The organism is Caulobacter sp. GW821-FHT09A05 (assembly GCF_059418465.1).
This window is the reverse complement of the sequence record NZ_JBWKPX010000023.1, coordinates 1-22,225: the sequence shown is the minus strand read 5'-3', so window position 1 is coordinate 22,225 and position 22,225 is coordinate 1. Positions and strand designations below refer to the sequence as shown.

Sequence of the window (22,225 nt, the reverse complement as noted above, 5' to 3'; positions counted from 1 at the left end):
GGTGCAAATTGGACACATCTCCAGGGCGGCGTCAAAAAAATTATACAATATACATTCGACGATCCGACAAATGCCACATTAGCCACGGGCCGTGCCGTGAATCCGGGCGGTCTGCCGCCTGTAAAGTAAGTTATTGTTTTTACTATATTTGTAGTGTCGATCAACGTGCGCGAAAGGGCCTTCGAGCGCTATGGAGCGACCAAAGCACGGGGTTCCAGGAGCCGGTAGCAGCTCCACTAATTCAGCCAGCACGTCCAAGGGTCGCCCCTTCCTAGTCGTCTTTCGTGCAAGAAGATCGATGTTATCCGCCTGATAACTCAGACAATTTGTCCGCAGCCGTGCGTCGCCGCAAAGAGGCATGGGTCGACGCTCCCGAAGATCCTCGGGTTCATCGTCTCGATTCAGTTTGGGGGTGTCAGGTCGACAGCTGCTGCTTCAGGTCCGACAGCGTGCCGAGGATGTGGTTGACGGTCAGGGATTCGACCGCCGCCGCGTCGCCCCGGATCCAGGCGGCCAGGATCTCGCGGTGCTCCTGGCTGGCCCGCTCGTCGCGTCCCAGGGGCTCCAGGTGCACCCGCACATAGCGCTCGGCCAGGATCTGCAGCCGTTCCATCAGCTGGAAGGTGATGTGACCGCCAGGGCGCACCAGGGCCAGGTGGAAGGCGCGGTTGAAGCTGACATGGTCGCCGTCGGGCTTGGCCAGCTCGGCCTCGAGCGCCGAGAGCGCCTTCTCGGCGGCGGCGTGGTCGGCGGGAGTGGCGCGCAGGCAAGCCTCGGCGACCGCGCCGGGCTCCAGCTTCAGGCGCAGGGCGAAGACCTCGCTGGCTTCGTCGGTCGACAGGTCGCGAACCACGTAGCCGCGATTGGGATAGGAGCTGAGCAGGCCGTCCTGCTCCAGGCGGCCCAGGGCCTCGCGCAGCGGAATCTTGCTGACGCCCAGCTCGGCGGCGATGACGTCCTGGCGCACGGCGGTTCCGGGCTGCATCGCGCCGACCAGGATGCGGCGTCGAACGATCTCGTAGGTCTGGTCGGACAGCGTGCGGACGACGATGTTCATTGGCGCAGGCTGAACCTCTTGGCGACCGCCCCCGTGCGGTGTGAGCCTTATCGTATACTAGATGCGGCGGGGCGGCGGGAGTCTAGATCACCTGGAAGCCGGCCCAGAACGGATCGGCGCGGTCGATCCAGAGGATGTTGTGGCCGGTGGCGATCGCCGAGCCCTGGATCGAGGGGATGATCGCGTCCCGCCCGCCCAGTTCGACCTGGGCCTCGACGCGGCCGATGAAGCGGCTGCCGATGATGCTCTCGTGCACGAAGGCGTCGCCGACCTTCAACCGGCCTTTGGCCGCCAGGTGGGCCAGGCGCGCCGAGGTGCCGGTGCCGCAGGGGCTGCGGTCGATGGCGCGGTCGCCGTAGAACACCGCGTTGCGGCCGTCGGCGTCGGGGGCGCGGGGCGCGTCCGCCCACAGCACGTGGCTGACGCCGCGGATGGTCGGGTCCAGCGGATGGACCGGCTCGACCTTGTCGCGGACCAGGGTCCGGACGATCGGGCTGAGCCGCAGGATCTCGGCCGCGCCCAGGGCGTCGATGCCGGTGTAGGCGCCCTGGGGCTCGATGATGGCGTAGAAATTGCCGCCATAGGCCACGTCGATCGTCAGCGGGCCGAAGCCCGGCACGTCGATCGCCACCCCTTCCTCGGCCAGATAGGCTGGGACGTTGCGGATCTTCACCGCCGTGACCTTGTCGCCCGCCGTCTCGTAGGCGATGTCGATGACCCCGGCGGGCACCTCCAGCCGCAGCTTGCCGGGCTCGCGCGGGGTGATCAGGCCGTTCTCCAGGGCGAAGGTGACGATGCCGATCGTGCCGTGGCCGCACATCGGCAGGCAGCCGCTGGTCTCGATGAACAGGATGCCGGCGTCGCAGTCGGGCTGGGTGGGCGGATAGAGGAAGCCGCCCGACATCATGTCGTGGCCGCGCGGCTCGAACATCAGGCCGGTGCGGATCCAGTCGAAGCGGGCGAGGAAGTCCTGCCGCCGCGCGCTCATCGTGTCGCCCCGCAGCAGCGGCGCGCCACCGGCTGCCAGGCGCACCGGATTGCCCGCTGTATGGCCATCGATGCAGAAGAACGTGTGACGCATGGACTTCCTCTTGCGCTCCGACTGCTAAGGTCAGGCGGCCGTCTGGGTCAGGAGGGGCCGGCTGGCGGCGGCTTCCTCGACCATGGCGATCACCTGGGCGCGACGGGCGCCGGCCAGGGGCAGGCGAGGCATGCGCACCCGCTCCGATCCGCGACCCATGATCTGCTCGGCCAGCTTGATCGACTGCACCAGGTCGTGCTCGGCGTCCAGGTGCAGCAGCGGCATGAACCAGCGATAGATGCGGCGGGCTTCCTCCAGGTCGCCGCGATCGACGGCGGCGACCAGGGCCACCGATTCCTGCGGGAAGGCGCTGGTCAGGCCCGAGACCCAGCCGCGGGCCCCCATCAGCAGGCCTTCCAGGGCGACGTCGTCGAGGCCGGCCATCAGGATGAAGCGATCCCCGAAGGCCCGCGCCAGGTCGGTGAAGCGCCGCGTGTCGGGCGCGCTTTCCTTGACCGCCACGATGGTCGGCTCATTGGCGAGGCCCGCCAGCACGTCCAGGGTGATCGCGGCGCGATAGGCCGGCGGATTGTTGTAGAGCATGATCGGCAGGGCGGAGGCCTGGGCGACGGTGCGGAAATGGGCTTCGAGTTCGGCCTCGGTGGGGACATAGACCATGGCGGGCAGGACCATCAGCGCATCGGCGCCGAGGGTTTGCGCGTCCTTGGCGAAGAGGGCGGCGCGGGACGTGGTCAATTCCGAGACCCCGACGATGATCGGGACCCGGCCGGCCACAACCTCGACGGCGGCCTGCAACAGCTGGCGCTTCTCGTCGGCCTCGAGCGAATTGTTCTCGCCGCAGGTGCCCAGCACCACGAGGCCGTGGACGCCGTCGCGGACCAGGGCGTCGAGCACCTGCTGGCTGGCGTCGATGTCGATTGACAGGTCGGTCTTGAACTGGGTCGTGGCGGCCGGGAACACGCCCGACCAATTCATGGAGCTCATACGGCTTGCACCTCTAACTGCTTCGTCTACGGTATACGAAATGGCGATGCAGAGGTAAAGCCCAGGTGGAACAGGCGGCCGGAACATTGGTGATTGGCGGCGGCGTGGTCGGCAAGGCCTGCGCCCTGGCCCTGCGTCGCGCCGGCGAGGCGGTGGTGGTGCTCGATCCGCAAAGCCTGTCACGACCCGCCTCCTACGGCAACGCTGGCCACATCGCGGTGGAGCAGGTCGAGCCCCTGGCTTCGCCCGCCGCCCTGGCCTCGGCCTTTGGCCGCCTGTTTCCGCTGGGCGGCGCGCTGGATTTCCGCCTGTCCGACATCGCCGCCTGGGGGCCCTGGGCGGCGCGCTTTATCAAGGCGTCGACGCCCGAGGGCGCGGCCCATGGCAAGCGGGCGCTGAAAAGCCTGCTTCAGGAGGCCCTGGCGGCCTGGCGTCGCCTGGCCGCCAGCCTGGACCGTCCCGACCTGCTGGTCGAACGCGGCCACCTCGTCATCTGGGAAAGCCAGGAGACCGCCCGCGCGGGCCTTGAGGCCTGGCGGGCCGCCGACATCGGCCAGGCGCGACTGAGCGCTCTGTCCAATCCGCTGGCGCGGCAGGTGCGACAATGGATCGCAGCCCCGATCGCCGGTGGCGCGCAATTCGAGAATACGGGTCAGGTGCTTGATCCCGCCCTGGTCCTGAGCTCGCTGGACGACGCCTTCACCGCCTTGGGGGGGCAGCGGCGGGCCGGTCGCGCCGCGCGCCTGCGCGCCGTCGACGGCAAGGTCGAGGTCCTGCTCGAGGACGGCCAATGGCTGGCCCCGGAGCGGGTGCTGGTCGCCGGCGGCGTGGGATCGGGCGCCTTGCTGCGCGACCTGGGCCATGTGGCGCCGGTGATCGCCGAGCGCGGCTACCACCTCGAAGGCGGGGCGGGCCATTGGGGCGACCTGCCGCCGGTGGTGTTCGAGGACCGCTCGCTGATCCTCACCCGCTTCGGCGACCGGCTGCGGGCCGCCAGCTTCGTCGAGTTCGGCCGCGAATCCTCGCCGCCCGATCCCCGCAAGTGGGCCCGCCTGCGTCGCCACCTTGCGGAGCTGGGCGTGCGGATGGAGGGCCCGGTCGCCGAATGGATGGGCGCCCGGCCGACCCTGCCTGACTATCTTCCGGCCATCGGCGTCAGCGGGCGGGCCGACAATCTTTACTATGCCTTCGGTCACCAGCATCTGGGCCTGACCCTGGCGGCGGTGACCGGGGAGCTGGTCGCGGCCCTGATGGGCGGCGCGGCCCCGGCGGTCGACCTGGCCCCCTTTGACCTGGACCGGTTCGCGCGAGGGCGCGACCTACGCAAGAGGAACGCGGCATGACCCTGGGCGTCGGCGGCTCGACCATGGACCTGCAACTGGCGGGGTTGTCGCCTCGGCCCGGACGGCCGCCGGCCATCGCCGTCTCCGAATACGAGGCGCGGCTGGAGCGGGCGCGGGTCCTGACCGCGGCGCTGGGCGGCGACGCCCTGCTGGTCGGGGCGGGAGCCAGCCTGCGCTACTTCACCGGCGTGCCCTGGGGCGCGACCGAGCGGCTGGTGGCCCTGCTGCTGCCGCGCAAGGGGCGGCCGATCATGATCTGCCCGGCCTTCGAGCTGGGATCGCTGCAGGCCGACCTGAAGATCGAGGCCGATATCCGACTCTGGCAGGAGCACGACAGTCCCGCCGCCCTGGTGGCCCGGGCGCTCGCCGAGCTCGGCGCCGATGTCCTGGCCCTGGACCCCGCCGCGCCGTTCTCGCTGTTCAGCGCCCTGGACAAGGCCGCGCCGTCGCTGCGGGCGGTCGACGCCACGCCGGTGATCGACGGCTGCCGGGGCGTCAAGTCGGCGGCGGAACTGGCCCTGATGCGCTACGCCAAGGCCATCACCCTGGACGTCCACCGGCGCGCCGCCGCCGTCCTGGCGCCGGGGATCGCCGCCAGCGCCGTCAAGCGGTTCATCGACGCCGCCCACCGCGCCGCCGGCGCCGACGGCGGCTCGACCTTCTGCGCCGTGCAGTTCGGCCGCGCCACCGCCTATCCGCACGGCCTGCCGGGCGACCAGGCGCTGGAGGAGGGCGAGCTGGTGCTGATCGACACCGGCTGCCAGGTCGAGGGCTACAACGCCGACATCACCCGCACCTATGTGTTCGGCGAACCGGGCGACGAGCACCGGCGGGTCTGGGACATCGAGCACGAGGCCCAGGCCGCCGCCTTCGCCGCCGTGCGGCCGGGCGTGCCCTGCGAAGTCATCGACGAGACCGCGCGCCAGGTGCTGCAACGCCACGGCCTGGGCCCCGACTACGCCCTGCCGGGCCTGCCGCATCGCACCGGCCACGGCATCGGCCTGTCGATCCACGAGGGCCCCTACCTGGTGCGCGGCGACAGCACGCCCCTGGCGCCGGGCATGTGCTTTTCCAACGAGCCGATGATCGTCATCCCCGACCGCTTCGGCGTGCGGCTGGAGGACCATTTCCACGTCACCGAGGACGGCGCGGCCTGGTTCACCGAGCCTTCACCGTCAATCGACGCGCCGTTCGGTCCGTCGTGAGGTTCGTGGATCTCCGCCCGCCTGTTTTCCCATCGTCCCGGCCGTGTCCGGCCCGTCCAAAGACCACCCTGGGGTAAGCGCATGAACTTCTGGACCCGCCGCAAGGCGCTCGACGCGATCGTCTCGGTGGAGGCCGACCGCCGGCTGAAGCCGACCCTGTCCTGGCCGCACCTGCTGGCCCTGGGCATCGGCGCCATCATCGGCACCGGCATCTACACCCTGACCGGCATCGGCGCCGAGCGCGCCGGACCGGCGGTGATCCTGGCCTTCGCCGCCTGCGGGGTGCTGTGCGTGTTCGCCGCCCTGGCCTATGCCGAGGTGGCGACCCTGATCCCGGCCGCCGGCAGCGCCTATACCTACGCCTATGCGGTGCTGGGCGAGGGCCTGGCCTGGGTCGTCGGCTGGAGCCTGGTGCTGGAATACGCCGTCACCTGCGCCGCCGTGGCCGTCGGCTGGTCGGGCTACATGGTCGGCCTGCTGCAGAGCCTTGGGATCCACCTGCCGCCCCAGATCCTGGCCGGACCGCACGCCGGCGGGATCATCAACCTGCCGGCCGTGCTGATCACCGTGGCCGTCACGGCGCTGCTGGCCAAGGGGGCGCGCGAGAGCGCGACGCTCAACATCGGCCTGGTGATCATCAAGATCGTGGCCCTGGCCGTCTTCATCGGCCTGACCGTCACGGTCATCAAGGGGCACAACTTCACGCCGTTCATGCCCTACGGCTTCGCCGCCCATACCGAGGCGGGCCATCCGCGCGGCGTGATGGCCGCCGCGGCCATCGTGTTCTTCGCCTTCTTCGGCTTTGACGCGGTCTCGACCTCGGCCGAGGAGGTCAAGAACCCCAAGCGCGACCTGACGATCGGCATCATCGGCTCGATGGTGATCTGCACGGCGATCTACATGCTGGTCGCCGCCTGCGCGGTCGGGGCCTGGCCCTATGCCGAGTTCGCCCGTTCGAGCGAGCCGCTGGCCTTCATCCTGCGCGGCCTGGGCCATCCGGCCGCCGCCTTCGGCATCGCCGCCGCGGCCATCATCGCCCTGCCCAGCGTCATCCTGGTGATGATGTTCGGCCAGACCCGGGTGTTCTTCGTCATGGCTCGCGACGGCCTGCTGCCGCGCGGCATGGGCCGACTGCATCCCAAGAGCGGCGCGCCGGTCACCCTGACCCTGATCACCGGCGCGGTCGTGGCTCTGGTGGGCGGCTTCCTGCCGCTGGACCAGATCGCCGAGCTGTCCAACGCCGGCACCCTGCTGGCCTTCATCTGCGTGGCGGTGTGCCTGATGGTGCTGCGCGTGCGCCGGCCGGACCTGCCGCGGCTGTTCCGCTGCCCGGCGGCCTGGATCGTCGGCCCGCTGGCGGTGATCGGCTGCCTCTATTTCATGATCAGCCTGCCGTCGGCCACCCTGATCCGGTTCGTGGCCTGGAACCTGGTCGGGCTGGTCGTCTATCTGGCCTACAGCCGCCGCACCAGCCTGCTGGCGCGCGGCGTCGAAGCGCCCGCGGTGCGTGAAGCCAGCGCGATCGTCGACTGACAAGGCGCTCCCCGGCCATGCTCCCAGGCCACGCTCGGCGTCACGTCCGGCGCGCGACGTCGAGCATGGCCTGGGCGAAGGCCTTGGGCGCTTCCTGCGGCAGGTTGTGGCCGACGCCCCCGGTGATCAGGCGATGTTCGTAGCCGCCCTTGAACTTGCCGGCATAGGTGGCGGGGGCCGGATGGGGCGCGCCGTTGGCGTCGCCTTCAAGGGTGATGGTCGGTACGAGGATGTCCGGCCGCTGGGCCAGCCGCGCCTCGTCGGCGTCGAAGCGGGCCTCGCCGTCCGCCAGGCCCAGCCGCCAGCGGTAGTTGTGGATCGTGATCGCCACATGGTCCGGGTTGGCCAGCGAGGCGGCCGAGCGGGCGAAGGTGGCGTCGTCGAACGCCCATTCCGGGGAGGCGGTCTTCCAGATCAGCCTGGCGAAGGCGTCGCGGTTCTGGGCGTAGCCTCGGGCGCCGCGCTCGGTGGCGAAGTAGAACTGGTACCACCACGACAGCTCGGCCTCGGGCGCCAGCGGCGCCTGGTTGGCCTGCTGGCTGCCGATCAGGTAGCCGCTGACCGAGACCATGGCCTGGCAACGCTCGGGATGCAGGGCGGCGACGATATTGGCCGTGCGCGCGCCCCAGTCGAAGCCGCCGATCACGGCCCGTCGGATGTCCAGGGCGTCCATCAGCGCGACGACGTCGGCGGCCAGAGCGGCCTGCTGGCCGTTGCGAACCGCCGCGTCCGAGCGGAAGCGCGTGGTTCCATAGCCGCGCAGGTGGGGGACGATCACCCGCTTGCCGGCGGCGGCCAGGATCGCGGCCACCTCGGCGAAGGCGTGGATGTCATAGGGCCAGCCGTGCAGCAGGATCGCTGGCGCGCCGTCGGCGGGACCCATCTCGGCATAGCCGACGACCAGGTCGCCGGCCTCGACCTGGCGGAGCGTCCAGCCCGGTGCGGCGAGGCCGGCGGCGCGAGCGGTTGGGGCGACGGCGGCCAGGGCGCCGGCCGAGCCGAGCACGGCGGTGGCCAGGAAGAGGCGGCGGCGACCCAGGTCGGTCGGTTGGGAGGGCATGGCGGGGGGCTCCGGGGGATTGACCGATGATAATCGGATCCGATTTAATCGATATCGATGTAATTCGTCGAACTTTCCGAACCTGTCAACCTTCCGATTTCATCGGATCCGAGTTATATATCGACCAGTCGCTTCCATCACCTGTTCGAAAGGCCGCCATGACGCCGCCCGACACCCCCGCCAAGACCCCGAAACTGGCCGATTTCCTGTGCTTCGCGGTCTATTCGGCCAACCTGGCCTATGGCCGGGCCTACAAGCCGATCCTGGACGAACTGGGCCTGACCTACACCCAGTGGATCATCATCGTGGCGCTGTGGGAGGCCGACGGCCAGAGCGTCAAGAGCCTGGGCGAGAAGCTGTTCCTCGAATCCAACACCCTGACCCCGATCCTCAAGAAGCTGGAGAGCGAGGGCTATCTGCAACGGCGGCGCGACGCGGCTGACGAACGCCAGGTGATCGTCAGCCTGACGCCGGCCGGCCGGGCGCTGCGCGAGAAGGGCGGCCAGAAGACGCTGGTCAAGGCCACCGGCCTGGAGCCGGAAGAGTTCGCGCGGGTGCAGAAGACCGTTTCGCAGGTGCGCGACAACCTGATCCGGCACATCAACGACAACTAGAAACGAAAAACGGCCGACCGGCTCACGGGAGCGGGTCGGCCGTTTGTCTCGCCGGGCAGGCTCGAGCGGGCTCAGGCGGCCAGTTGGTTGCCGTAGCCGATGATCACCGTCGCCCCCACCAGCAGGCCCACCCCGGTCCAGACCATGGCCTTGACCCCCGGCCGGGCGTCCTTCCATTCGCGGAAGGCGAAGCCCCACAGGGTGCCGAAGATGATGATCGAGGCCATGTGCAGGGTCCAGCTGGAGAAGCCGAACCGGCCCATCTGGCTTTCGCCCATCGTGTAGAAGAAGAACTGGAAGTACCAGGCGGTGCCGGCCACGGCGCACAGCAGGTAATTGGCCAGCAGGGGCGAGCGCTTCAGGGCTGCGGTCTGCGGCTTGTCGGTCGCTTCGCTGGGGGCGACCGCGCCCAGCCACTGGCCGGCGCTGCGGTTCTTGAAGATCAGCCAGGCGCACCACAGGCCGTTGGTGATCAGGCCGCCGAACATCACCAGGCACAGGGTCGGCAGGCCGGTCCACAGCGGGCCGGTGCCGGTCGCGGCCGACAGGGCCTTGACCGGCTCGCCGGCCGACAGGCCGAAGGCGAAGCAGGCCGACATGATCCCGGAGAACACCGCCACGGCGACGCCCTTCCTGAAGTCGAACTCGGCGACGGCCTTCTTCTTCTGCTCGGGCGACAGGTCGCCGTCCTTCTTGGCCCCGGCCCAGGCGACGACGACGATGCCGGCCAGGGTGACGACCAGGCCCAGCAGGATGATCCGGCCCGAGGCGGTGGCCAACAGCTTGTCGGCGAAGTCGCCCTGGACCAGCGGCGGGATCAGGGTGCCGAACACGGTGCACAGGCCCAGCACCACGGCCATGCCCAGGGACAGGCCCAGATAGCGCATGGTCAGGCCGTAGGTCAGGCCGCCAAAGCCCCAGAGCACGCCGAACAGCACGCACAGCCCGGCGACCTTGGGCGGGACCTGGGCCATCACGCCCATCAGGTCCTCCGTCTGGACGGCGGCGAACAGCCAGGGCGCCAGCAACCAGGAGAACAGGCCGCCGGTCAGCCAGAAGATCTCCCACGACCAGCGGCGCACGCCGCGATAGGGCACGTAGAAGCTGGCCGACGACAGGCCGCCCAGCCAGTGGAAAAGGACGCCGAGCAGGGGATTGGGGGTCATGCGCGGGGTCCCTTCGCGGTTCGCGGCCGGCGGATCGGCTGATCGCCCATGATGTCGTCTCCCATTTGGATCGCCTGGTCTTCCAGGTCGCGACCGGTCAGAACGTGGTGCGTCCGCCGGAGGTGTCGAAGGTCGCGCCGGTGGTGAAGCTGCATTCCTCGGAGGCCATGAAGCAGACCATGGCGGCGCTCTCGTGGACCTCGCCCAGGCGGCCCATGGGGATCTTGGAGCGCATGTAGTCGACCTGGCTCTGGGGCAGCTGCTCCAGGATCGGGCTTTCGAAGGTGGCGGGGGTCAGGCTGTTGGCGATCACGCCCTGGGTGGCCAGTTCCTTGGCCAGGGACTTGGTCAGGCCGATGACCCCGGCCTTGCTGGCCGAATAGGCGCTGGCGTTGGGATTGCCTTCCTTGCCGGCCACCGAGGCGACGTTGACGATGCGGCCATAGCCGCCGGCGATCATGAACGGGGCCACCTCGCGGCAGCAGTAGAACAGGCCGTTGAGGTTGATGTCGATCACCCGCCGCCAGCTGTCGAGCGGGTAGGCGTGGACCGGGGCGGTGGCGCCGGTGATGCCGGCCGAGGCCACCAGGATGTCGATGCGCCCGCCCAGGGCGGCGTTCGAGGCCTGGGCGGCGGCGGCCACGGCGGCCTGGTCGGAGACGTCCAGGGCCACGACGTGGGCGGCCCCGACCTCGGCGGCGGCGGCCTTCAGGCCCTCGGCGTCCAGGTCCCACAGGCAGACCTGGCCGCCCTCGGCGACGATCCGCGCGGCCACGGCCTTGCCCAGGCCCGAGGCCCCGCCGGTGATCACCGCCGCGCGGCCGGAGAAGCGGCCAGGATAGGGATTGGCGTAGGCGCTCACGCGACGTTCGATCCGGCCATGAACACGACTTCCCCCGACGCTGAACATCTTGCCCAGGCGCAAGAAGGCTTGCGGTGGACTTTCACAATATGAGAAACATTCCTACAGAATGGAACCATGAGCGTCAATCGAGCGCGAACCGAACGCGCCCCGGCCACTGCGCCGGGCTGCATTCGCGTCGGCGCCGACGGTCTCCGCTTGAAGTTTGGGAGAAAAACGATGCGACGCGCGCTACTGGCCGGCCTGGCCGTCATCGCCCTGGGCGGCCCGGCCCTGGCCCAGCCGATCGACCGCCACGCCCTGGTCAGCCGCCACGACATCCGGCTGACCAGGGTCGATCCCTCCGCGCCGCTGATGGTCGGCAACGGCCAGATCGGCTTCACGGCCGACATCACCGGCCTGCAGACCTTTCCCGAGGCCTATTCCAAGATCGCGCCGCTGCTGACCGAGGCCCAATGGGCCTGGCACAGCTTTCCCAATCCCAACGGCTACACCTATGCCGACGGGACCACGCCGATCGACGTGCGCGGGACCCAGCAGCCCTACGCCTACATGAAGGACTGGAACGAGGCCGCGACGCGGCCGGCCCTGGCCTGGCTGCGCGAGAACCCCCACCGCTTCTCCCTGGGCCGCGTGGCCCTGGACCTGCGCTCGAAGACGGGCCAGCCGGCGAAGTTCGCCGAGATCACCCAGACCCGGCAGGACCTGGACCTGTGGACCGGCGTCCTGACCAGCCGGTTCGTCTATGACGGCGAGGTGGTGACGGTGCGCACCCGCGTGCATCCGACGCTGGACATGATCATCGTCGACGTCGATTCGGCCCTGGTGGCCCAGGGCCGCCTGGGCCTGTCGGTGAAGTTCCCGGGCGTGTCCAAGGCGCTCAATCCCGATCCGTCCGACTGGTCCAACCCCGGCGGCCACCTGACCAGGGTGACCGGGGAGGGGGCCAAGACCCTGAACCTGGCCCGCCAGATCGACCAGACCCGCTATTTCGCGGCGCTGCAGGCCGACCAGGCGGTCAGCTTCGCGCCCGACGGGCCGCACGGCTTCAAGGTGGCGCCCAAGGCCAGGGGGCGGACCCTGGGCCTGGAGGTCGCCTTCTCCCGCGCCGCCTTGCCGGCCCTGCCGACGCTGGCGACGGCCGACCAGGCGGTGCGCGACCATTGGAAAACCTATTGGACGAAGGGCGCCGCCGTCGACTTCAGCGGCAGCAGCGACCCCCGCGCGGCCGAGCTGGAGCGCCGGGTGGTGCTGTCGCAATACCTGATGGCCCTGAACGCCGCCGGCGAGGTTCCGCCCCAGGAGGAAGGGCTGTTCTCCAACAGCTGGAACGGCAAGTTCCACCTCGAAATGCACCCCTGGCACGCCGCGCATTTCGCCCTGTGGAACAGGCCCGAATATCTGGAGCGCGGCCTGCCCTGGTATCTGGGCCACCTGAAGGACGCCCGGGCCCGCGCGGCCAGCCACGGCCTGAAGGGCGCCTGGTGGCCCAAGATGGTCGGACCCGACGGCGTCGACAGCCCCAGCAAGGTCTCGCCGTTCATCATGTGGCAGCAGCCGCATCCGATCTGGATGTCCGAGCTGGTTTGGCGCGACAAGCCGACCCCGGCCACCCTGGCCCGGTACGGCGAGCTGGTCGAGCAGACCGCCGACCTGCTGGCCAGCTTCCCGCACCGCGACGACAAGGGCCGCTTCGTGCTGGGCCCGCCGCTCATCCCGGCGCAGGAGAACTACGACCCCCTGACCACCTTCAACCCCGCCTTCGAGCTGGAATACTACCGCTGGGGGCTGGAGACGGCCCAGCAGTGGCGGCTGCGCCAAGGCCTGACGCGCAAGCCGGAATGGGACGCGGTGATCAAGGGCCTGGCGCCCCTGGCCGTCAAGGACGGCCTCTATCTGCCCGTCGAGTCGAGGCCCGACTTCTGGGACGTGGCCGCCAGCGCCGACTGCTCGCGCCACGCGGTCGAGGACAAGTGCCTGAACCGCGACCATCCCTCGTTCCTGATGGCCTATGGCCTGCTGCCGGGGAAGGGCGTCGACAAGGAAACCATGCGGCGCACCCTGCGCGCCGTCGAGCGCGACTGGGACCTGCGCCAGACCTGGGGCTGGGACTATCCGATGATGGCCATGACCGCCGCGCGCCTGGGCGAGCCGGACAAGGCGGTCGACTGGCTGTTCTTCGAGGCGAAGAACAACAGGTTCGGCGTCAGCGGCATGACCCCGCGGGTCCACCTGGACGCCCACGCCCAGGCCTTCGTGCCGACCTCGGCCGGGGCGGGCGCACCGGCGGGGGCGCCGGTTGGGCAGGACGGACCGGGCTATTCGCGGGCGGCGGAAACCTATTTCCCCTCCAACGGCGCGCTGCTGGCGGCCGTGGCGATGATGGCGGGCGGCTGGGACGGCTCGACGGGATCGGCGCCGGGCTTTCCCAAGGATGGCAAGTGGAGGGTGCGGGCCGAGGGGTTCAGGCCGCTGCCCTGATCCAGTGAAAAATGGGGTGCGTCAGGCGCTCGGTCGCCCGACCTTGTTCGCCAGTTGGAGGAACACGGAATGAGCCTGCGCCTTCCCCTGGCGGTCCTGCTGGCGGCCGCCGGCGCGGTGGCCGCACCGGCGTCGGCGGGGGTGATCGGCCTGAACAGGTCGGCCGACTCGATCACGGCCACGCGGATCGTCGCCCTGCCCACCAGCGAGCGGCGCGCATGGGCGACCTACTATGGGAAATCGCAGGTCCAGGAGAGCGACGACCGCGCCGCCCTGGCCGCGGAGCTGAAGCCCGGCCAGCCCGCGCCGCCCAAGCCCGCGGGGAGGCATGGCGGACAGGGCGACGGCATGCCGCTGGACCGCGACGCCGCCTGGTACGGCTCGGACGCGGCGCGCCACGTGGCCGACGTCATCGTCAGCTTCCAGACCCCGGCCGGCGGCTGGAGCAAGAACCAGAACCGCGCCGGCGCCTTGCGCCTGCCGGGCCAGCCCTACGCCTCCGACAACAATTCCCGGCGCCTCAGCGAGGACGATTTCGACGAGGCCAGCGATCCGGACTGGGGCTATGTCGGCACGCTGGACAATGGCGCGACGATCACCGAACTGCGCTTCCTGGGCAAGGTGGTCGCCCAGGCGCCGAACGCCGCGGGCAAGCCCTATCGACGGGCCATCGAAAGGGGCGTGCGCTATCTGCTGAACGCCCAGATGCCCAACGGCGGCTGGCCGCAGGTCTGGCCCCTGCAGGGCGGTTATCATGATGCGGTGACGTTCAACGACAACGCCGTCTCCGGGGCCGCCGCCCTTCTGACGGAGGTCTCCGGAGCCGGCGGCGACTTCGCCTTCCTGCCGACCGCAGTGCGCGCCGAAGCGGGCCGCGCGGCCGCGCGGGCCCGCGCCTGCATCCTGGCCGCCCAGATCCGCGTCGACGGCAAGCTGACCGCCTGGGGACAGCAGGCTGACCCCTTCACCCTCGATCCGGTCGCGGGCCGCAATTACGAACCGCCGGCCCTGGCGAGCGGCGAGAGCGCGGACCTGCTGCTTTATCTGATGAGCCTGCCCAAACCGACGCCGGCCGAGGTCGCCGCCGTCCATGCCGGCGTGGCCTGGCTGAAGGGGGTGGCGCTGCGCGACAAGGCGTGGGTCGGCGGCAAGGGCGACCCACGGGGGCGCCGCCTGGTCGACCAGCCCGGCGCCCCGCCGATCTGGTCGCGCTACTACGGCGTCGCCGACCAGAGGCCGGTCTTCGGCGAGCGCGACAAGACCCTGCACGACGACGCCAACGAACTGTCGCTGGAACGCCGCAACGGCTACGCTTGGTTCAGTACGGATCCGCAAAAGGCGATCGACGCCCATGCGGGATGGGCGAAGGCCCACCCCGCGCCTTGAGGTCCTATTTCACCAGCCCGTTCACGTACTCCTCGACGTTGGTGTAGCCGTCGCCGTCGCGATCCCCGGACGCGTCGGACGGATCCCTGGGGTTCAGCTTGCGGGCGGTCTCCCAGGCGTCGGGCATGCCGTCGCCGTCGCTGTCCCGGGGCGCGGCGGTCGAGGACGCGGTGAACCAGCCGCCGACCTCCTTCTGGCTGTTGATGATCTTGCCGGTGCGGTCGCGCACGCTCTTGACGACCCGGGCGTCGATCGGGTCGCGGGCCTTGGAGGCGCCGGCCTTGTCCAGCACCAGGCGATAGGCCACGTCGGCGGGCTGGGTCGCGACCGGGCCGAACGGGAAGGGCTCGGCGACGACGTGCTCGCCCGGCGCGGCGGTGGAGGCCAGGACCAGGCTCGACTGGTCGGCGACCGGCTTGCCGTCCATCCAGTTGCCCGAGACATGGGTCTTGCCGCTCTTGTTGCGGATGTAGAGGGCCAGCGGGCCGCCGGTGTTGGCCCCCTGGATGTAGTAATTGTTGACGAAGTTGGAGCGGGTGTTGGCGTTGGTGTTCAGGTCCTCGCCGGCCGCGAACCGCGAGGCGTTGTCGGGGCGGCCGTAGAACGGGTCCATGGCGTAGCCGCGGCTGACGCCCGGCTCCCAGTTGTAGAAGTCCGTCGTGGCCCCCTGGCCCCAGTTGTAGAAGACGTTGTCGCGGAAATCGAGGACGACGCCCTCGGCGTCGTCCTTGGCGCCGGCGTAGTTGCCGATGCGCGGCATGCGGGCCTCGTGGTGGGCCCACAGATTGTGGTGGAAGCTGTACTTGGCGCCGTAGGAGCCCTGGATCAGGCTGCCGTAGCCGTGCTCGCCCTTCTCGTGGATCGAGTGGTTCAGGCTTTCCGAGATCAGCGACCACTGCACGGTGACGTTGGTCAGGGGCTTGACCTCGGGGGTGACCTTCTGGGTCACCGACAGGCTCTCGTCGATCGACCAGCCCGACGAGATGTGGTCGAGGATGATGTCCGAGCCGCCGCCGATCGAGATCGAATCATATTCCTTGCCGGCCTCGTCGCCGACCCGCGAGCGCAGGTAGCGGACGATCACGTGGTTGGCGTGGATCAGGAACTGGCCGTCGCGCAGGGTGATCCCGTAGCCGGGGGCGGTCTGGCCGGCGATGGTGATGTGGTCGTTGGCGATCTTCAGGTCGCTCTTCAGGCGGATCACGCCGCCCACGTCGAACACCACGATGCGCGGCCCCTCGGCCTCGACCGCGGCCCGCAGCGAGCCGGGGCCGGCGTCGTTCAGATTGGTCACCTTGATTACGCGACCACCGCGACCGCCCTTTGAAAATCGGCCAAAGCCTTCCGCGCCCGGAAAAGCGGTCAAGTCGGATGCGGCGCCCGCGGACGCCGTCGAGGCCGCGAAACTCAAAATAAGTCCAGAAAATACAATGGCTTTCATTTGTCGCATGATTGCAGCCTTGCTCTCACCTAGTTGTCCGGACGCTACAACCTGCGTCAAATTGGTAATACCAGAGTTGCAGACTTTCGTCGGATGTTGCAAGGTATGGAAAGTGGTTCCACATTTTGAGACTTGTGGTTCCAATCAAGACACCGGTGTCAAGCCGGTTTGTACGGGGAGAAACCGCATGATCTCGACCACCCTGAAAACGCGTCTGCTGGCCTCCGGCGCCTCCGCTTTCGCCCTGGCCGTGTCCCTGGCCGGCGCCGCCGTCGCCCAGACCGCGCCCCAGGGCGCGCCGACCGCCGAGGAGGCGTCCCAGGTCGAGGAACTGGTGGTGACCGGCTTCCGCAGCAGCCTCAGCAAGGCGCTGGACGTCAAGCGTGACAGCATCGGCGCGGTGGACGCCATCCTGGCCGAGGACATCGCGGCCTTCCCCGACCAGAACCTGGCCGAAGCCATCCAGCGCCTGCCCGGCGTGACCATCGACCGCGTCGGCGGCGAGGGTCGGCAGATCACGGTGCGCGGCCTGAACGCCGACTTCACCCGCGTGCGCATCAACGGCGTCGACGCGATCGCCACGGGCGGCGGCAACCGCAGCCGCGGCTTCGACTTCAACGTCTTCGCCTCGGAGCTGTTCAACAGCATCACCGTGCGCAAGACCCAGTCGGCCGACACGCCGGAAGGCTCGCTGGGCGCGACGGTCGACCTGCAGACGGGCCGGCCATTCGACTACAAGGGCTTCAAGGCCGCAGCCTCGGCCGAGGGCAGTCTCAACAGCATCACCGACCGCATCCTGCCGCGCGCGGCGGGTCTGCTGAGCTGGGCCAACGAAGACCAGACCTTCGGCGTGCTGGCCTCGGTGGCCTATTCCAAGCGCCAGCCGGTGGCCGAGGGTTTCAACACCACCCGGTGGGCCGGCGGGGACGTGGGGGTGAATGGAAGGCCCGCCGCCGACGACTTCGCTAGTTGCTCGGCCTGCACCACGCCGGAACAACTCGCGCAAGTGCAGAAGGCTTTCTATCCGCGGATCCCGCGCTATACCGCCTCGAAGATCGACTCCGAGCGTTTGGGCATCACGTTCTCGACGCAATGGCAGCCCTCCGACAAGACCCGCTTTGACCTGGACGTCCTGTATTCGGACCTCGACCAGTTCACCGAGAGCCCCAACCTCGAGGCCATCTCGTTCAGCCGCCCCAACGCGGCCGGCATCGGCAGCACCATCGTCCGCGACTATGCGATCAACGACCGCAACACCTTCACCTACGGCGTGTTCGACAATGTCGACGTGCGCTCGGAGAACGGCACCCAGCGCGACCACACCAAGTTCACTCAGGTGACCCTGGCGGGCAAGCACGACTTCACCGACCGTCTGCGGGTCAAGGGGAAGATCGGCGTCGCCAACTCGGCCTATTCGATGCCCGAGCAGATCTCGTTCCAGCTCGATCGCAACGACGTCGACGGCTACACCTATGACGCCCGGGCCAACGACCGCACGCCGATCATCAACTATGGCTTCGACGTCACCAATCCTGCCCTGTTCACCCTGACCGAGATGCGTTCGCGCGAGAGCACGGCATTGAACATCGTGCGCACCGCGACCGGCGACGTCGAGTACGACGTCGATGAATACCTGACCCTGCGCGCCGGCCTCAACGCCCAGCAGTATGTGGTCAAGTATCGCGACAAGAGCCGCAACCAGATCCTGACTGGCGGGCGCCAGATCGTCGGCGTCGGCGCCTTCTCCAAGGTCGTCAAGTTCGGCCGCGACTTCCCGTTCCCCGGCGGCGACCGCTCCTACGTGGTGGCCGACATCGACAAGGCGGTGGCCTACACCAACCTGCTCAGCTATCCGCTAATCGTCCAGCCGGGCGACACGCGCGACGTGGCCGAGGACGACATCAGCGGCTTTGGCCAAGCGATCGTCAACGCCACCGTCATGGGCGGTATGCCCCTGCGCGCCGACTTCGGGGCCCGTGTCGCCAACACCAAGGTCGTGTCCAAGGGCTTCGTCAACACCGAGTACCTCACCGCCAAGAACGACTACACCGACGTGCTGCCGTCGATGAACCTGTCGCTGGAGCCGGTGGACGGCGTGATGCTGCGCCTGGGCGTCGCCAAGGTCATGGCCCGTCCCACCCTGGGCAGCCTGACCCCGGGCGGTTCGGTCAGCGCCCCCACCCAAACGGTCAATTTCGGCAATCCCGACCTGGAGCCGTTCCGCGCCACCAACTACGATCTCGCCGCCGAATGGTACTTCGCACCGGAGTCGCTGATCTCGGTGGCGTTCTTCTACAAGAAGATCGACAGCTTCATCGCCAGCAAGACCACGGAGGCCGTCTACAGTTCGTTGAACCTGCCGGCCAGCCTGCTCACCAGCGCCGGTGTGTCGGTCAATGACATCTTCACCGTCACCAGCCCCTACAACGGCACCGGCGGCACCCTCAAGGGTGTCGAGCTGCAGTATCAGCAGCCCTTCACCTTCCTGCCGGAGATGTTCAAGGGCTTCGGCTTCATCGGCAACTTCACCTATGTCGACTCCAACGTGAACTATGGCACCGAGGCCGCGCCCAACTTCAACAAGCTGACCGGCCAATCGAAGACCACCTCGAACGCCACGCTGTACTACGAGCGCGACAAGTTCAGCGCCCGCGTCTCGGCCGCCAAGCGTTCAGGCTTCCTGACCGGCTATCCGGGCTCGAACGGCAACAGCGAGCACGGCACCCACGGCAGCACGTTCTACGATTTCTCGACCAGCTATAAGGTCCGCGACAACCTCACGGTCACGCTGGAAGGCATCAACCTGTCCGACGAATACACCGACGCCTATGTCGATGTGGCCGATCGGGTCAGCGACTATCGCCACACCGGACGCGAGATCCTGCTCGGCGTCCGCTGGACCTACTGAGGAAGTTCTTCCCCCCCCACTTCCTCGCTTTGGCCTGGAGCGGATTGTCCTCCGCTCCAGGTCCTTTTCATTCGGCCAAGTCATTCGGGAGCAGCTTCATGTCGAACGCGACGATCTCGGCCCATCGCCGCCAGTTCCTGGGCGGCGGCGCCCTGGCCCTGGCGGGCGCCCTGGCCGCGCCGGGGCAGGCGCTGAGCCAGGCCGCCCCGGCCGCGCCCTCCGGCGCCGAGCCGCCCCGCGACTGGATCGACCCCAGGACCGGCCATCGCATCGTGCGGCTGTCCAACGCGCCGGGCACGCAGAACCTCTACTTCCACCAGAACGGCTACACGCCGCAGGGCGACAAGCTGGTGCTCAAGAGCGCCGGCGGCATCTGGCTGTGCGACCTGAAGACCTTCAAGCTGACGCTGCTGGTCAAGGGGCCCGACGCCGACCTGCTGTTCACCACCCGCCACTCGCGCGACGTGCTCTATTCGGTCACCGCGCCCAGGATGGCGGACGGAAGCGAGGGCCTGGCCACGGACCGGCCCAAGACCATCTACGCCATCGACGTCGATACGAAGAAGATCCGCGAGATCGCCCAGATCCCGGCCGGGGCGATCAATTCGATCAACGCCGACGGGACCCTGCTGCTGGGCTCGGTGGCCTATGGCGCCAAGCCGCTGCAGCCCAAGACCGAGGACGACCGCAAGCGCTTCGGCCAGGCCGAGTACGCGGCCCTGGGGCCGGACGGCAAGCCGCTGTCCTTCGCCAAGGCCAAGGGCGTGCGGATGACCGAACGCTTCGAGACCGACGTCCCGGCCGAGATCTTCACCATCGACCTGAAGACCGGCGCCCGCACGGTGATCCACAAGTCCGTCCGCTGGCTGGGCCACGCCCAGTTCTCGCCGACCGATCCCGCCCTGGTGATGTTCTGCCACGAGGGGCCCTGGCACCGGGTCGACCGCATCTGGACCATCCGCGCCGACGGCACGGGCCTGACCAAGATCCACACCCGGACCATGAACTTCGAGATCGCCGGCCACGAGTTCTTCTCGGCCGACGGCAAGTGGATCTGGTACGACCTGCAGACCCCGCGCGGCCAGGTGTTCTGGATCGCCGGCCACGAGATCGCCACCGGCAGGAAGCGGTATCACCGGGTCGAGCAGAACGAGTGGTCGGTGCACTACAACGTCGCGCCGGACGGCAAGCTGTTCGCCGGCGACGGCGGCGACGAGGACATGGTCGCCCACGCCAAGGACGGCAAATGGCTCTACGCCTTCCGTCCCGAGCAGATCCGCGACGCGGCGACGCAATACTATACCGACGACCTGATCACCGTGGACAAGATGGCCAGCGAGAAGCTGGTCGACATGTCGGCCCACGACTATCGCCTCGAGCCGAACCTGACCTTCACGCCCGACCAGAAGTGGATCGTCTTCACGTCCAACATGCACGGCGCCAACCACGTCTATGCGGTGGAGGTCGCCAAGGCCTGACCCGCTTCCAGCGTCACCGCGGCGAGGCCCCCTCCGGCCCTCTGGGCCACCTCCCCCAAAGGGGGAGGATCTCGTCCGCGCCAGATGCTCCCCCTTTGGGGGAGCTGTCGCGGAGCGACTGAGGGGGCTTCCCGGGTGTCAGGCAGCGGGCGAGCCCCGGCGCCAGGCTCGCCATCAAGGCTTCAAGGCTTCAAGGCGTGGTCCGCCGCCGCGGGCGGGAGTTCACCTGGACCGAGAATGCCTGGCGGTAGCGATCTGAAGGCTTTTTCTGGCCTTGCGCCCGGGACGGATTTCGCCCCAGGGCATTCGCAAGCCTGCTTCCTGCCCGCCATGCTAGTCTCCCAACCTCATTCACGCGGAGTGCAGCGATGCGGCGCAGAACAGCAATGGGGCTCCTGGCCGGCGCGCCGGCGATCGGAACCTTGCTCGGCGGCGCCGCATCGGCGCGTTCGCCCACGGCCCGCAAGACGCCCGTCCGCACGATGTTGGACATGACGTTCCCCGAATTCGAAGCGGCGATGGCGAAAACCGACGTTTGTCTGGTGCCTGTGGGCGCCATTGAGGCCCACGGACCCCATCTGCCGCTCGGGGCGGACGCGCTTGGCGCCGTGGACCAGCTAGGCGACGTCCAGGCCTACCTCCAAGGCGGCGGCTTTCGGAGCATCATCGGACCTCCCCTCAACATCGGCATCACGAACGAAGCCTCCGATGAGCAACGCGACGGCACCTACATCTACCCAGGCAGCCTGACCGTCAGCTCAGCGACCTTCATCGCCCTTTATGTCGATCTGCTGCGCTCGTTGAACGTGAACGGCTTCAGGCGTGTCTTCCTCTACAGCGGCCACCTTGGCGGCAGGCATCTGACCGCCATGGGCAAGGCGGCGGTCCAGGCTACCCGGGAGATCGGCGATCTTGACGCCTATGCGCTCATTGACAGCGAGCGACTGACGAGGCTGGATCTTACGCTCGGCCCGAACATCCTGCCGATCGTCGATGGGCTCAACTTCGCGATGCTGAAGGGCCTATTGGGTGGCTCCGAACCGGCCTTCACGACACATGCCGACGGTTGGGAAACCAGCCTTATGCTGCACTATCGGCCCGACCTGGTCCGTGACGGATACGCCAACCTGCCGCAATCTCCTTCCTTGCCATTCCTCAAGGCCGGGGAGGCGAGTGATCGCACCCTCAATCCCAGCGGCATCGGCGGCTTCCCCACAAGCACCGCCACGGCGGCGGTGGGGCGCCGAATTGCCGACTATCGCACCAAGCGTATCGGCGATGCGGTGCTTGGAGTGTTGCGTTCGGGGTGATCACCGCCTAGCGGCCATGTCGAACGGGCGCTCGGGTAGCAGGGGCTTGTGCGCCAGCGTCCGACATCCGCCCCGGTTAAACGATCGGCAGGTCCGCTTCCGGCGCGTCGGTAGCGGTGTACCCCCCCCCGTCATTTCAGGGCGGGAATGACGGCGGCTATGGGGATGGACGCCGCCCAATCCCCGTCGCCGGCGCTACGAACTCCAACCCTTTCAACGCCCTGAAGAAAAAGCAGCGTCACGAACGCGCCAGTCCTCAAACCGCCCGCACAATGGAACCTGTCTCCATCGCGGGGGAGGGCTCTTGGTACCGGCCCAAGCAGGCGATGGGGATGGAACCGAGCGGGGCCGCCTG

Annotated in this window: 16 protein-coding genes; 9 read left to right on the top strand and 7 right to left on the bottom strand. The window is 68.6% G+C overall.

The window, feature by feature from the left end:
* Positions 1–415: 415 nt before the first annotated feature.
* The 3 genes from AC07NX_RS19085 to AC07NX_RS19075 form a co-directional block, all read right to left on the bottom strand.
* Positions 416–1,057 carry a GntR family transcriptional regulator gene (locus AC07NX_RS19085; protein ID WP_494643938.1) on the bottom strand — a complete coding sequence of 214 codons (642 nt, stop codon included), beginning with the start codon at positions 1,055–1,057 and terminating at the stop codon, positions 416–418.
* An 82-nt stretch (positions 1,058–1,139) separates the two neighbouring features.
* Entirely contained in the window at positions 1,140–2,138 is a 999-nt protein-coding gene (locus tag AC07NX_RS19080; protein ID WP_494643937.1) for a 4-hydroxyproline epimerase, read from the bottom strand.
* 30 nt (positions 2,139–2,168) lie between these two features.
* Positions 2,169–3,083, bottom strand: a complete 915-nt coding sequence (locus tag AC07NX_RS19075) for a dihydrodipicolinate synthase family protein (protein ID WP_494643936.1) — start codon at positions 3,081–3,083, stop codon at positions 2,169–2,171.
* A gap of 65 nt (positions 3,084–3,148) precedes the next feature.
* Between AC07NX_RS19075 and AC07NX_RS19070 the strand changes: the two genes are divergently transcribed.
* From AC07NX_RS19070 to AC07NX_RS19060, 3 genes are all read left to right on the top strand, one after another.
* Positions 3,149–4,426, top strand: coding sequence for an NAD(P)/FAD-dependent oxidoreductase (locus tag AC07NX_RS19070; protein ID WP_494643935.1), 1,278 nt, complete (start codon positions 3,149–3,151; stop codon positions 4,424–4,426).
* Positions 4,423–5,631, top strand: a complete 1,209-nt coding sequence (locus AC07NX_RS19065) for a M24 family metallopeptidase (RefSeq protein WP_494643933.1) — start codon at positions 4,423–4,425, stop codon at positions 5,629–5,631. Before AC07NX_RS19070 ends, AC07NX_RS19065 begins: the two co-directional genes overlap by 4 nt.
* A gap of 81 nt (positions 5,632–5,712) precedes the next feature.
* Complete coding sequence (locus AC07NX_RS19060; RefSeq protein ID WP_494643932.1) at positions 5,713–7,164, top strand: amino acid permease; 1,452 nt, start codon at positions 5,713–5,715, stop codon at positions 7,162–7,164.
* Positions 7,165–7,204: 40 nt separating this feature from the next.
* Here AC07NX_RS19060 and AC07NX_RS19055 read toward each other — a convergent pair whose 3' ends face one another.
* Positions 7,205–8,224, bottom strand: a complete 1,020-nt coding sequence (locus tag AC07NX_RS19055; protein WP_494643931.1) for an alpha/beta fold hydrolase — start codon at positions 8,222–8,224, stop codon at positions 7,205–7,207.
* Positions 8,225–8,382: 158 nt separating this feature from the next.
* On the opposite strand from AC07NX_RS19055, the gene AC07NX_RS19050 reads away from it, so the two are divergent.
* Entirely contained in the window at positions 8,383–8,838 is a 456-nt protein-coding gene (locus AC07NX_RS19050; protein WP_494643929.1) for a MarR family winged helix-turn-helix transcriptional regulator, read from the top strand.
* A 71-nt stretch (positions 8,839–8,909) separates the two neighbouring features.
* Here the strand turns inward: AC07NX_RS19050 and rhaT are convergent, their stop codons facing one another.
* Both rhaT and AC07NX_RS19040 read right to left on the bottom strand, forming a co-directional pair.
* Entirely contained in the window at positions 8,910–10,004 is a 1,095-nt protein-coding gene (rhaT, locus tag AC07NX_RS19045; protein ID WP_494643927.1) for an L-rhamnose/proton symporter RhaT, read from the bottom strand.
* A gap of 97 nt (positions 10,005–10,101) precedes the next feature.
* Positions 10,102–10,866: an SDR family NAD(P)-dependent oxidoreductase gene (locus tag AC07NX_RS19040; RefSeq protein ID WP_494643925.1), complete on the bottom strand. Its 765-nt coding sequence runs from the start codon at positions 10,864–10,866 to the stop codon at positions 10,102–10,104.
* A gap of 219 nt (positions 10,867–11,085) precedes the next feature.
* On the opposite strand from AC07NX_RS19040, the gene AC07NX_RS19035 reads away from it, so the two are divergent.
* Both AC07NX_RS19035 and pelA read left to right on the top strand, forming a co-directional pair.
* Positions 11,086–13,347, top strand: coding sequence for a hypothetical protein (locus AC07NX_RS19035; protein ID WP_494643923.1), 2,262 nt, complete (start codon positions 11,086–11,088; stop codon positions 13,345–13,347).
* 69 nt (positions 13,348–13,416) lie between these two features.
* Positions 13,417–14,733, top strand: a complete 1,317-nt coding sequence (gene pelA, locus AC07NX_RS19030) for a pectate lyase (RefSeq protein WP_494643922.1) — start codon at positions 13,417–13,419, stop codon at positions 14,731–14,733.
* Between the two features lie 4 nt (positions 14,734–14,737).
* Here the strand turns inward: pelA and AC07NX_RS19025 are convergent, their stop codons facing one another.
* A complete protein-coding gene (locus AC07NX_RS19025) occupies positions 14,738–16,027 on the bottom strand; it encodes a pectate lyase family protein (RefSeq protein ID WP_494643920.1) in 1,290 nt (429 codons plus the stop codon).
* Between the two features lie 334 nt (positions 16,028–16,361).
* Between AC07NX_RS19025 and AC07NX_RS19020 the strand changes: the two genes are divergently transcribed.
* The 3 genes from AC07NX_RS19020 (at position 16,362) to AC07NX_RS19010 (ending at position 21,870) form a co-directional block, all read left to right on the top strand.
* Positions 16,362–19,082 (top strand): TonB-dependent receptor, encoded by a 2,721-nt coding sequence (locus tag AC07NX_RS19020; protein WP_494643918.1) that lies wholly within the window; start codon positions 16,362–16,364, stop codon positions 19,080–19,082.
* A 98-nt stretch (positions 19,083–19,180) separates the two neighbouring features.
* On the top strand, positions 19,181–20,560 hold the full coding sequence (locus tag AC07NX_RS19015) for an oligogalacturonate lyase family protein (RefSeq protein WP_494643917.1): 1,380 nt from the start codon (positions 19,181–19,183) through the stop codon (positions 20,558–20,560).
* 368 nt (positions 20,561–20,928) lie between these two features.
* Complete coding sequence (locus AC07NX_RS19010) at positions 20,929–21,870, top strand: creatininase family protein (protein WP_494643915.1); 942 nt, start codon at positions 20,929–20,931, stop codon at positions 21,868–21,870.
* Positions 21,871–22,225 lie beyond the last annotated feature (355 nt).